This is a genomic window from Micromonospora sp. WMMD735, from assembly GCF_049178995.1.
Taxonomy (GTDB): Bacteria; Actinomycetota; Actinomycetes; order Mycobacteriales; family Micromonosporaceae; genus Micromonospora; species Micromonospora wenchangensis.
On the sequence record NZ_JBMHMJ010000002.1, the window covers coordinates 228,497 to 242,568 of the forward strand.

Here is a 14,072-nt window from a genome sequence, read left to right on the forward strand (position 1 = left end):
ATGACGGCCCGACACGTCATCCTGGGCCTGCCGACGCTCGCCACCGGCGGTCTCTCCGAGAACTGGCTGTTACGCGAGTGCGGCGACCTGCACTGGTCCCTGATCGGCGAGCACTTCGGCACCTCGGTGACCAAGCTCGCCGACTCCGACGGCACGCGACTGCTCCCCGCCTTCGTCCGGGTCCGGCACACCGCGAGCGCCTCCTTCGCCTCGTTCGCCGAGCTGGACGAGGGCGAGATGACCGGCCAACTGACCAGGCTGGACGACCGCCGTTTCCTGTCCGACATCCGCTTCACCACCGGGACGGCGCACGTCGACGTCCGGTTGCTCACCGTCTTCGTCCGCCGTTCGGACCGCAACTGGCTGGTCCCCGGCGTGCCACAGGTGCCCGGCTGCCTGCCGGTGCGCGAGCCGACCGCCGACCAGCTCGACTTCCTGCACGACTTCCAGACGCACGGTGGGCGGGAAGCGGGTGGCTCCGGCCTGCACACCGAGCGTTACGAACTCAACCCGGTCGTGGACGTCAACGCCCTCGGCCTGCTCTACTTCGCGTCGTACCCGCACATCAACGACCACGGCGAGCGCCGGTACCTGCACTCGCTGGCACCCGGCGGCGAGTGGGCCACGGCCGCCGCCACCGTCAGCCGCGACATCATGTACCTGGCGAACTGCGGTGCCGAGGACGCGGTGCGGTACCGGCTCGACGACCTCCGGTGGGAACACGGCCACCGGGTGGTGCTGGCCTCGACCCTGCTACGTGAGCGGGACGGCAGGCCGCTGGCCCGCATCGAGACCGTGAAGGTGCTCCGCGGTAGCAGCGTGTTCGGTGCCCTCTGGGGCGACCACGTCGCCGCCACCGGTGCCCCCGCCCCGCCGGCGGACGCCGGCCCCGACACGACCGCCCCGCCGGCGGACACCGGCCCCGACACGACCGACCTGGACGCGCTGCTGCTGCCGCTGCTCGAACGGGCGTTGGACCGGCCCGCCGGCACCCTGGCCGCCGACGACGACCTACGCCGGTACGGCCTGGACAGTGTCGCGCTGGCCGAGGTCGTGGCGCTGGCTGAGGGCGAGCACGGTCTGCGGATCGATCCCAGCGCCATGTTCCAGGCATTCACCGCCGCCGCCATGGGGCGGGTGATCCGCGGCGAGGACCGCGATCCGGAGCCGATCGCCGCCGTCACGGCCGTGCCGCAGCCGCAGACCGCGGCTCCGATCGCGGTGATCGGCATGGCGGGGCGCTTCCCCGGCGCGGCGGGCGTCGCGGAACTGTGGGACCTGCTCGGCCGGGACGAGGACGCGATCCGCGACATCCCGACCGACCGCTGGGACACCGCCGCCCATCCCGGACTGGTGGGGCGGGCGGCGCTGCTCGACGACATCCGCCGCTTCGACCACGAGTTCTTCGCCGTCAGCCCCCGTGAGGCCGCGCTCATGGACCCGCAGCAGCGGCTCATGCTCGAGGTGACCTGGGCGACGGCCGAGGACGCCGGACAGGACCCCAGCACGCTGGCGGGCAGCCGGACCGGCGTCTACACCGGCGTGTGCCACTCCGACTACGCCGCCGTGCTGGCCGAACACGCCGGGCGCGACGAGCCGCACCTGAGTGTGGCGGTCTCACCGTCGCTGGTGGCCAACCGTGTCTCCTACGCCCTGGGTCTGCGCGGCCCGAGCGTCGCCGTGGACACGCTCTGCTCGTCGTCGCTGGTCGCGGTCGCCAACGCCGTCGCGGCGCTGCGGGCCGGCATCTGCGACCAGGCATTCGCCGGCGGGGTGAACGTCCTGTGCGACCCGGGACGGCACGCCGCGTACCAGCGGGCCGGCGTACTGAGCCCGCGGGGGCGGTGCCACACGTTCGACGACGCCGCCGACGGCTACGTCCGCGGCGAGGGAGCGTGCGCGCTGCTGCTCAAGCCCCTCGACCGGGCCCTCGCCGACGGGGACCGGGTGCACGCGGTGATCCGCGAGGTCGCGGTCAACCACGGCGGCCAGGCCCAGTCGTTCACCGCGCCCAACCCGGACGCCCAGGCCGATCTGCTGGTCAGCGCGTACACCGCGGCCGGCGTCGACCCCACGACCGTCGGCTACCTGGAGGCACACGGCACCGGCACCCGGCTGGGCGACCCGATCGAGGTCTCGGCCATGGTGACGGCCTTCCGCCGGTTGTACGCCCGCAGCCCGCACCCGATGCCGCAGCTACCGCACTGCGGGATCGGCTCCGTCAAGACCAACATCGGTCACCTGGAGTCGGCCGCCGGCATCGCCGGAATGATCAAGGTCATCCTGGCGATGCACCACCGGACCCTCCCCGCCACCCGCAACGTCCGCCGGACCAACCGGATGATCGACCTGGCCGGATCGCCACTACGCCTCCAGGTGCACCGCGCCGCCTGGGAGCCCCCGCCCGGCGGCGGCCCCCGCCGGGCCGGCGTCAGCTCGTTCGGGATGGGCGGCACGAACGCCCACGTGGTCCTGGAGGAGGCACCGCCCACCGCCGACGCGCCGCCCACCGGCCGGGTGACGGTGCCGGTGTCGGCCCGTACCCCGCAGGCCCTGCGGGAAGCGGTCGCCGCGCTGCTGGACGTGGTCCGGTCGCCCCAGGCACCCCCGTTGGCCTCGATCGCCCGGACGATGCGCACCGGGCGCGCCGCGCTGGCCTGCCGGGTCGCCGTCGCGGCGGCTGACCTCGGCGAGTTGGCGGACGGACTCGCCGCCGTCCTGGAGGCCGGGCCGCCCGCCGGTGACGCCCCGGTCGAAGGCCCGGTGCCCGCCGCACCAGTGGTCTCCCTGCCGACCTACCCGTTCCGCCGGGACCAGCACTGGGCCGCGCCCACCGCGACGCCCGAGTTCCTGACCGCGCTCTGGCGGGACGCGCCACCGCCCACGCCCGCCCCGCGGGGCCGCCTCCTGGTCGTCACGACGGACCCGGACCTGGCACCGGCCCTGTTCGGCGACGACGCCGTCGCACACCGGCCCGGTGACCCGTTGCCCGCCGTGGACGGCCTGACCGGGCTCGCCGACCTGGTCGACTGGAGCGAGCCGGGCGCGCTGGTCACCGAGCGGATCGAGCTGCTGCGTGAGGTGCTCGGCCGGCTTCCGCGTACCGGACTGCGCTGCCTGCACGTCAGCGGTGCCCGCCGGTCGGTGCTGGCCGGCTTCTACCGTGCCCTCTCCGGAGAGCTGCCCATGGTCGTCTCCCGCACCGTCCGGGTCGACGGCGACCGGAGCGACCTGGCCGCCGCCGTCACCGCCGAGCGCGCGGCCGACGACCGCGAGACCGAGATCCGGTACGTCGGCTCCCGACGGCAGCGCCGCACGGTCGGATTCGCCCGACCCACCGACCCCGACCCGCTGGCCAACCTGGACGACGGTGCCGTCCTGATCACCGGGGGCACCGGCGCGATCGGCCTGCGCCTCGCCGCCCACCTGGCCGATCGCGGCGCGCGACACCTCGTCCTGATCGGTCGCTCCCCGCTGCCCGTCCGCAGGCGTTGGGTGTCCCTCGCCGCCGCCGAATCGACCGATCCGCTGCTGCGCGCCCGCCTGACCCGACTGCTGGCGCTCACCGACCGGGGCGTGACGCTCTCCGTCCACACCCATCCGCTGGACGACGTGACGTCGCTGCGTCGACTGATGAACCGGGTGCGGGGCACCGCAGGCGACCTCACCACGGTCCTGCACTGCGCGGGGGTGATGCACGCGCCCCAGTCGTTCCTGGCCCGGACCCGGGACGAGACAGCCGACGTGCTCCGGCCGAAGCTCGCCGTCGAGACGCTCTGGGCGGCGTTCGGTGACCGGCTGCCGCGGCTGCTGGTGCTGTTCTCGTCGATCGCCGCCTCGTCTCCCCGACTGGCCGGCGGGCACCTCGACTACGCCGCCGCCAACGGCGTCCTCGACGACTTCGCCGAGGCGCACGCCGACGAACCCCGGTGCCTGGTCCGGTCGCTACGGTTCCCGCTCTGGCGGGGCATCGGAATGGGGGAGCGGCACACCAGCGCCGGGAGCGACCTCGGCATCCCCGACCTGGGCGAGGCGGAGGCGCTACGCCTGTTCGACCTGGCGCTGCGGGTACCGGACGAGCCGGTCCTGTTGCCCTGCCTGACCCGTCGTACGGGCGTACCGGCCGACGAGTTCCTCCGCGCGCCCCGCCCCGCCGCCCCGCCGCAGCCGGCACCGGTCCTCGACCCGGGGGAGACGGCACCGGTCCTCGACCCGGGGGACGAGCCGAGGCCGGACGACATCGACTGGCTGCTCGACGTGGTGGCCCGGACGACCCGTACCGAACGGTCCCTTCTGCGACCCGAGACGAACCTCGTCGACCTGGGCGTGGACTCGCTGCTCATGGCCGAACTGGTCCGCGACCTCGAGGTGGCGGTCCACGACGCCGTGGACCCCAGCCTGCTCCAGGAACATCCGACGCTGGCCGGGCTCGGCCGGGCCCTCACCACCCGGAGCACGCACCCCCCGGCGGCCCGTCCGGCCGTGGTGCCCGCACCGACGCCCGTCCCGCCCGGCACGCCGGTGCGGATCGCGGTGATCGGGATGGGTTGCCGGCTGCCCGGTGCCGCCGACCCGGGGCAACTGTGGCAGGCGCTGCTCGCCGGGCGGGACATGGTCGGCGACGTGCCGCCGGACCGGTGGGACGTCACGGCACTCTACCGGCCGGGTGGCGGCCCAGGGCTCAGCCAGAGCCGGTGGGGCGGCTTCCTCGACGACGCGGCCCTGTTCGACCCGGCCTACTTCGGCTTCGACGACGAGACGGCACGGCAGCTCGACCCGCTGGTGCGCAAGACGCTGGAGGTCGCCGTCGAGTGTGTCCGTGACGCCGGATACACCGACGAGGAGCTGCACGGCCGCCGGGTCGGCGTCTTCGTCGGCAGCCGGACCGGCAACCACCGCACCTACCTGCGCCCGCTGACCCGCGAGTCCATCATCGGGATCAACCAGAACTACATCGCGGCGCACGTGTCGCACTTTCTCGACCTGACCGGCCCGAACCTCGTGGTCGACAGCGCGTGCTCGTCGGCGCTGGTCAGCGTGCACCTGGCGGTGCAGAGCCTGCTGCTGGGCGAGTCCGAGCTGGCCCTGGCCGGCGGTGTCGACCTGCTGCTCGACGAGGAGCCGTACCTCATGCTCAGCGCCGGCAACGCGCTGTCGCCGACCGGACGGTGCCGCACCTTCGACGAGTCCGCCGACGGGTTCGTTCCGGGCGAGGGCGCCGGGCTGGTGCTGCTCAAGCGGCTCGACGACGCGCACCGCGACGGCGACCGGGTCCTGGCGGTCATCGAGTCGTCAGGCGTCAACAACGACGGACGGACGATGGGTCACACCACCCCCAGCGGTCCCGCCCAGCGGGCCCTGATCACCGAGGTGCTGGCCCGCGGCGGGATCGACGCGCGCACCATCGGGTACGTCGAGGCGCACGGCACGGGCACCATGATCGGCGACCCGATCGAGTTGCAGGCGCTGACCGCCGTCTACCGGCGACACACCGACGACCGGGCCTACTGCGGCATCGGCAGTGTCAAGAGTTCGATGGGTCACCTGCTCAGCGCTGCAGGAATCGCCGGATTCATCAAGGCGGTGCAGACGCTGCGGTACGGGCTGATCGCCCCGACCCTGCACTGCGAGCGGCCCAACCCACGCTTCGCGTTCGCCGAGTCGCCGTTCTTCCCGGCGCGCACGACGACGCAGTTGCCCGCCGGCAGCCGCGTCGCGGTCAGCGCGTTCGGATTCGGCGGCACCAACGCCCACGTCGTGCTCGGCCCCGGCGCACCCGAAGGAACCGGTCGGGCTCCGCTCGCGCCGCCCACGTACCGGCGTCGTCGGTTCTGGCCCCGCGGCACCGCGACCCGGACGATCCCGGCCCACCCCGTCGCCACCCCGGTCCGACCGGCGCGACTGGACCTGACCGTCACCGCCGCGCACGCACCGACCCCCGCCCTCGGGCCGTCCCCGCCGGCAGGCGGCCGGGTGGACCTTCCAACCGTCAGCTGCCGTCTGCGGGTGATCGGGAACCACCCGATCGTCGACGACCACCGGGTCCACGGGGTCCGCACCCTGCCCGGGGTGACCTTCCTCGACATCGTGTACCGCCTGCTCGACGGGTGCGGCATCGAGCCGGGCGGTGTCGGGCTCAGCGACGTCCTCTTCGTCAGCCCGCTGACCACCGGCGGGGACGTAGACCGGGAGGTCACGGTCGCGCTGGAACCGGACGGCGAGGTCGTGCGGGTCACCGCCACCAGCCGGCGGGTCGTGGACGGTGTCGCGGCCGACGACCCGACCACCCACCTCCGGGCCACCGTCCGTACCGGGCTGCCGGCCCTGACCGGGTCGGCGCCACCGGCGGGAGCCGCCGCGCCGCGCGACATCGGCGAGGTCTACGCGACCGGCAGGTCCGTCGGAGTCGAACACCGGGCCTTCATGCGCTGCCACGGCACGCTGCGGGTCGAGGCGGACACGGTGGTGACGCAACTCGCGCTCGGCACCGGGGCACAAGCCACGGTGGACGACTTCATGCTGCACCCCGCACTGCTCGACGGATCCACCATGCAGGCGTACGCGCTGGCCTTCGCCGGTGCCGACGCCGACGCACGGCCCCTGATCCCGCTGCACATCGGGGAGTTCCGGGCGACCCGACCCCTCGGTGACAGGTGCACCGTCGCGGTCCGGCTGGCCCCGGCGGGACCGGCCGCCGACATCGTCAGGGCGGACATCGATCTGTACGACGCATCGGGCGTGCTGTCCGCCCGCTTCAGCGACCTGGTCTTCAAGCGGGTCCGGTCCACCGAGGCGATCACCCGGCTCACCACCCCGGCGACCGCGACGGCACCTCCCGTGACCACCGCCGCGTCCGGAACGGACGGCTCGCTGCACGCTGAGATCATCGCCATGGTCCGGCAGGCTGCCGGTGACCCGGACCTGCACGTCGAGACCGACTGCGGCTTCTACGACCTCGGCCTGGAGTCGACGCACCTGCTGTCGCTGGTCCGTTCCTTCGAGCAGCGGTGGGGCATCACGCTCTATCCGACGTTGCTGTTCGAATACCCCACCGTCGACGCGGTCGCGGAGCACCTGGCCGGCCTCGTCCCGGCCGCTCCGCCGTCCGGGACGACACCGGGACCGCGCGACGACGTCCCGGACGGCACCGCGTACGTGACAGGCGAGTGGTGCGCTGCGGTCCGGCCGGACGTGCCGTCGATCGGACCGCTGGTCGTCATCGGCGCTGCCCCGCTGCGGCCCGACCAGATCGTCGTCCGGCGCGGCCCGGCCTTCCGGCGCTGCGGCGACCGCGAGTACGAACTCCGCCCCGGTGACCGGGCCGACCTGCAGACCCTGCTGGCCAGCCTGCCCACCGCCCCCGGGGCGGTCGTGCACGTCGGACCGCCGGTCGGCGACGACCTCCCGGCGGCGGTGGAGACCGCGTGCCGGGAGATGCTGGCGATCGCCCAGGTGTTGCTGGCCGCCCCGGTGCCCGTCGTGCACGTGGCGCAGCCCCTGGTGGCCGCGGCGGTGGCGGGCATGGCCCGCACCATCCGACTCGAACAACCGCGCCTCGCGGTGACCGCGGTGGAGTGCGCGGGCGACCCCGATCCGCAGGCCGTGCTCGCCGAGCTGGCCGATCACGGTGAGACCTGGGTCCGGCACGAGGCCGGCCGGTTCGTGCGCCGCTACCGGGACGTGACCCCCGGCGACGGGCAACCGCTGCGGCCCGGCGGCGTCTACCTGATCACCGGTGGGGCCGGTGGCCTGGGCCGGGCGCTCGCCACGTCCCTCACGTCGCGGGGCGCCACCGTCGTGCTCGCCGGACGTAACCCGGCGCGGGAGTCGCCGGCCGCCGAGTTCGTCCGCGCCGACGTCACCGTGGCCGCCGACGTGCGGCGGCTGGTCGACGGGATCATCGCCCGGCACGGCCGGCTCGACGGCGTGGTGCACGCCGCGGGTGTCCTGCGCGACGGCCTGCTCGCGGGGAAGTCCCCGGACGACCTGTCGGCGGTGCTGGCACCGAAGGTGCGCGGCACGGTGCTGTTGCACGAGGCGACCCGGCACCTCGACCTGGACTTCTTCGTCGCGTTCTCCTCGGTGACCGGGGTGGCGGGCAACGTCGGGCAGGCTGACTACGCGGCGGCGAACGCCTTCGTCGACGCCTACGCACGCGAGCACGGGCTCACCTCGGTCGCCTGGCCGCTGTGGGCGGACGGGGGCATGCGCACCGACCCGGCCACCGGGGCGGTGTTCCGCCGCCAGGGGCAGACGCCCCTGCCGACCGGGACGGGTCTCGCGGTCCTCGACGCGATCCGGGACCGTCGGGGCACCGAGATCGTCGTGCTGCACGGCCGACCCGACCAGGCCCGTCGGGCACTGGGCCTGCGCGAGCCCGCCACCCCCTCGGCGGTCACGACCGCGGCACCGCCCACGGACGGCTCGCGTGCCGCCCGCCCGTCGACGTCCGGGGAACCTGACCGGGCCGCCGTGGGCGGATCCGGGTCGTCCGACCGGGACATCGCCGTGATCGGCGTGGCGGGCCGCTACCCGATGGCTGCGGACCTCGACCGGTTCTGGGCGAACCTGCTCGACGGACGCGACTGCGTCACCGAGATCCCGCAGCAGCGCTGGCGGCTGGACGGCTTCTTCGCCCCGGAGCCGGCCGCCGGGCGTTCGTACAGCAAGTGGGGTGGATTCCTGGACGGGATCGACGAGTTCGACCCCGCGTTCTTCCGCATCACGCCGCGCGAGGCCGAGGGCATGGACCCGCAGGAGCGGCTGTTCCTGCAGGTGGCGTGGCACGCGTTGGAGGATGCCGGGATCACCCGCACGGCCGTCGCCGGCCGAGGAGTGGGCGTGTTCGCCGGTGTCATGTTCACCCAGTACCAGATGCTCGGCCTCGGCGCCGAGGACCGGCTACCGGTGCTGCCGACGTCGTTCGCGTCGTCGGTCGCCAACCGGGTCTCCTACTTCCTCGACGCGCGTGGCCCCAGCCTCGCGGTGGACACCATGTGCTCGTCCTCGCTGACGGCGCTGCACCTGGCCTGCGAGAGCCTCCGCTCCGGGGAGAGCGGGCTGGCCCTGGCCGGCGGGGTGAACCTGATCGTCCACCCGTACAAGTACCTGCACCTGAGTCAGGTCGGGTTCGTCTCGTCGGACGGGCGGTGCCGGGCCTTCGGCGCCGGCGGCGACGGGTACGTCCCGGGTGAGGGTGTCGGTGTCGTCGTCCTGAAACCCCTCGCGGACGCCGTGGCGGACGGGGACCGGGTGCTCGCGGTGATCAAGGGCAGCGCGATCAACCACGGTGGACGCGCCAGCGGATTCTTCGTCCCGAACCCGTCGGCACAGGCCGACGTGCTCAGGCAGGCGCTACGCCGGGCCGGGGTCGACCCGGCCACGGTGAGCTACGTCGAGGCGCACGGCACCGGCACCGCCCTCGGCGATCCGGTGGAGATCTCCGCCCTCAGCCAGGTCTTCGACACCGGGACCACCCGGCTCGGCTCGGTGAAGTCGGGCATCGGCCACCTGGAATCCGCCGCCGGGATCGCCGCGTTCACCAAGGTGCTGCTGCAACTGCGGCACCGCACCCTGGTGCCCTCGCTGCACGCGCGCCCGGCGAACGAGGCGATCGACTGGGAGCACTCGCCGCTCAGCGTCCAACAGCAGACCGAACGGTGGCACAGCCCGGATGGCCTGCCCCGGCGGGCCGGGATCAGCGCTTTCGGCGCCGGGGGCAGCAACGCCCACGTCATCGTCGAGGAGTACCCGCAACCCGCCCCGGAGACAGGCACCGGGCCGCAGGTGGTGCTGCTGTCCGCACGTACCCCGCAGGCCCTGCGCCTGCTCGCCGAGCGGTACACCGAACTGCCCGCCGGGGACCGGCTGACGGAGCTGGCCGACGCGGCCGGGCTCAGCGACGCCGACCCGGACGCCTCCTTCGAGGACCTGGGTCTGGACGCGGACGATCTGCGTCGGCTCATGCAGGCGGTGGCCGCCCGCAGCGACGGACGGGTGCCACGGATGGACGCCCAGTCCAGCCTGGCCGCGGTGGCGCGGGCGCTGGGCGGCGGCATCCCGCTCGCGGACGTCGCCTACACCACCCAGGTGGGGCGCGACGCGATGGTCGAGCGGCTGGCCGTGGTGGCCACCGACGTCGAGGAACTGCGGGCGGCGCTGCGGGCCTTCCTGACCGGTGACGGGTCGCGGGTCCACCGGGGCCGCGCCACGACGCCGGCCACCGCGCCCGCGTCGACCGACCCGGACACCCTGGCCGCGGCCTGGGTGACCGGTGCCGCCCCGGACTGGCGGGCGCTGCACCGCGACCGGCGGGCACACAAGGTCGCCCTGCCCGGCTACCCGTTCGCGCGGGTGCGGTGCTGGGTCGGGACGGACACCGACGCGGCCGGTGCCGTCGACGCGACCGTTGCCGTCGACACCAGCCGTGCCGTCGACGCGAGCGGTGCCGCCGGCACGGGCGGTGCGGCCGGGGCCGACGGGGCGGCCCGACACCGGGAGCCGGTGCCGTGCGACGCCGACGTTCCGTCGTGGGAGGTGTGCGCCAGCCCCGAGCCGGTGCCCACGCAGGGGCCCGTTCTGGTGCTCTACGCGCCCGGGCGCAAGAGGCTGGCGACCGGCCTGGCCGCCAGGCACCCCGGCGCGCAGCTCGTCGAACTCGGCGGCAGCGTCACCGGCGACCCGGGAGTGATCTACCTGCTCACCGGGTCGGCACCCGCCGTCGGCACCGAGACCGCGCGGGTCGCCGACGGCGAGGCGGCCGGGGTACGCGCGCTGGCCGCCTACGCCCGTCGCTGGGCGCACCTGCCCGAGCTGCACTGGATCGTGGTCACCGTCGGTGCGGCCGCCCCGCCCGGACGGCAGCTCACGGACCCCTACGTGGCCGGGGTCCTCGGCCTCACCCGGGTACTGGAGAACGAACATCCGGGCTGGTCGGTCGCGGCTGTCGACGTCGACCCGGCCCACGTGTCCGCCGGCCTGCTCGCCCCGGTCCGGCGCGGCACCCGGGTCGCCTACACCGGGGCGACCCCGCACCGGCTGACACTGCGCCCGGCGCCCACCCCACGCGGTCCCGAGCTGCTGCGCCGTGGCGGCCGCTACCTGATCGTCGGTGGTGGCGGCGGGATCGGCCTGGCCCTCGCCCGGAAACTCGTGGCGGACCGGGGCACGGAGGTGGTGCTGGTCGGCCGCCGGGAGCGACCCGACCTCGCGGCCGAGCACGGTATCCGCTACCTGCGTGCCGACGCCCGTGACGTCGGGCAACTCGCCACGGTGCTGGAGCGGGCGGGCACGGTGCACGGGATCATGCACGCCGCGATGGTCCAGCGCTCCCGGCTGGTCCGCGACCTCACCGACGACGACCTCGTCGAGAGCCTGGGTGCCAAGTCCGGCGTCGCCGCCGCCCTGATCGACGCCATCGGCGCGCGGGAACTCGACTTCCTGCTCTTCTTCTCCTCCGCCCAGTCCTTCCTCGGCGAGCCCGGCCTGGGCAACTACGCTGCCGGCTCCACCTTCCTGGACGCCTACGCGCACGCCCTCGACGAGCGTCTGCCGTACCCGGTCCGGGCCATCAACTGGGGCTTCTGGGGGACGGTCGGTTCGGTCGCCACCGACCGGCACCGCGCCGAGTTGACCGCCGCCGGTTTCCACTCCATCACCGCCGAAACCGGTTTCGGCACGCTGACCGAGGCGTTGCGCCGACCGGCTCCCCAACTCGTGGTGGTGCCCGGCACCGCCGCGTTACGGGAGCGGATGACCGCCAGCGAAGGGACGACAACGGGCGTGGCCGCCACCGACGGATTGACCGACGCCGAACGGATGGTCGTCGACGACTTCCACGCCGTCGACGGGCAGCTGACCGCCATCGCCCGCAGCGCGCTGCTGGCCCTGCTGCACGAGATGCACGCCTGGCGCGGACCCGACCCGGACGCGACCGAGGTCGCCCGCCGGGTGGGTGTCACCGCCCGCTACGAGCGCCTGCTGCACACCCTGCTGACCATGCTCGCCGACGGCGGTGCGCTCACCGTCCACGAGGGTCGGTTCCGGCCCGAACCGGCGGCGCTCGCCGACGCTCTGGCCGGCGGTCACGGCGCGCGCCTCGACGAGCTGGCCGCCGCGAACCCCGACTCCGCAGTCTTCGTCGCGTTGCTGCGTCGCTGTCTCGACCACTACCCGGAGCTGCTCCGCGGCGAGCTGCTCGCCACCGACCTGCTGTTCCCCGCCTCGGGCACCACCGCCATGGAACAGATCTACCGGGGCAACCCGATCAGCGACCTGTACAACGACCTGCTCACCGCACGGCTGCTGGAACACGTCGACCACCGCCGGGGACGGCTGCGCCCCGATGACCCGATCCGGATCCTGGAGGTCGGCTCGGGCACCGGTGGCACCACCGCCGGTCTGCTGCGTGCCCTGGCCGCCCACGGCGAGCACCTGGAGTACTGGTACACCGACCTGTCGGTGGCCTTCCTGGCGCACGGTCGCCGCGAGTTCGGCGGACGGTACCCGTTCGTGCGGTTCAAGCGGCTGGATCTCGACACCGACCTGGTCGCCCAGGGGTTCCCCGCAGCCGGGTTCGATCTCGTGGTCGGGGCGAACGTCCTGCACGCCACCTCGGACGTGAGCCGCGCGGCACGGCACCTGCGCGCCGTGCTGCGTTCCGACGGGCAACTGCTGCTCAACGAGCTGACCACGGTCACCCTCGCCGCCACCGTCACGTACGGACTGTTCGACGGCTGGTGGGCACACACCGACACCCGGCTGCGCCTGCCCGGGTCGCCGCTGCTGAGCGTGTCGGGCTGGGACGCGGTGCTCAGCGCAGCCGGCTACGCCCAGGTCCGGGCGGTGCCCGGGCCGGCACCGACCTCCCGGAACTTCCAGCACGTCATCGTGGCCGCCGCCGCGGCACCCGTCGACGAACCGGCACCGGCACCCGGGCCGGTCGCGGCGCAGGCCCCGGCACCCGACGACGCCCCGTTCACCGCCGAACTGCTGGCGCTCACCGCGGCGGCCTCCGGAATCCCCGTCGAGGATCTCGACCTGGACACCGAGATCGGGGAGTACGGGTTCGACTCGGTCAGCTACAGCCTGCTCGCCGGGCGGCTCAACGACACCTTCGGCTTCGACGTCACGCCCGCCCTGTTCTACGAGACCGCCACCCTGCGCGCACTGGTCACCCGGCTCGGGCGGGACCACGCCGCACTGCTGCGCGACAGGTACCCGCAGGCCGTACCGCAGACGGCGCAGCCCGACAGGCGGCCGGCGCCCGCGCGACGGACCGGAGCCGACGACCACATCGCGGTGATCGGCCTGGCCGCGCGACTGCCCGGCAGCCCCGACCTGGACGCCTTCTGGAACAACATCGTGGCCGGTGCCGACCTGGTCAGCGACGTACCCGCCGACCGGTGGGACTGGCGGTCCCTGCCCGACGGCGTACACGCCCGGCGCGGCGGCTTCATCGGCGACGTCGACCGGTTCGATCCGCTGTTCTTCGGCATATCGCCGGAGGAGGCCGACGGCATGGACCCCCAGCAGCGCCTGCTGCTGGAGGGGGTGTGGAGTGCGCTGGAGGACGCCGGACTGCCGCCGGGCACCCTCGCCGGTCGACCGGTCGGGCTGTTCGTCGGCGTCGGGTCCAGCGACTACGACGAGATCCGCCGCCGCTCGGGCAGACCCGTCGACGCGTACGCCGCCACCGCGACCGCGCACTCCATCCTGGTCAACCGGGTGTCCTACCTGCTGGATCTGCGCGGCCCGAGCGAGCCCGTCAACACCGGCTGTTCCAGCTCCCTGGTGGCGATCCACCGTGCGGCTGCGGCGCTGCGCGCCGGGGAGTGTGACGTCGCGGTGGCCGGAGGCGTCAACCTCATCCTGTCGCCGCACAACCATGTGCTGCTCAGCCGCACCGGCATGCTCAGCCCGTCCGGGCGCTGCCAGGCGTTCGACGCGCGGGCGGACGGCTTCGTCCGGGGTGAGGGGCTGGGCCTGGTCGTGCTCACCCGGGCCGGCGCGGCGGGTCGGCACCTGATCCGCGGGCTGCTGCTGGGCTCGGCGGTCAACCACGGCGGTCGGGC

The 14,072-nt window shown here is 74.2% G+C and carries 1 protein-coding gene (cut by a window edge); it reads left to right on the forward strand.

The features are described 5' to 3' along the window. A protein-coding gene (locus ACN268_RS01405; protein WP_421481342.1) for an SDR family NAD(P)-dependent oxidoreductase crosses the window boundary here: on the forward strand, positions 1-14,072 show its 5' portion. 4,951 nt of this gene lie beyond the right edge of the window; the window shows 14,072 of its 19,023 coding nt (coding positions 1-14,072); the start codon lies at positions 1-3; its stop codon lies off the right edge, out of view.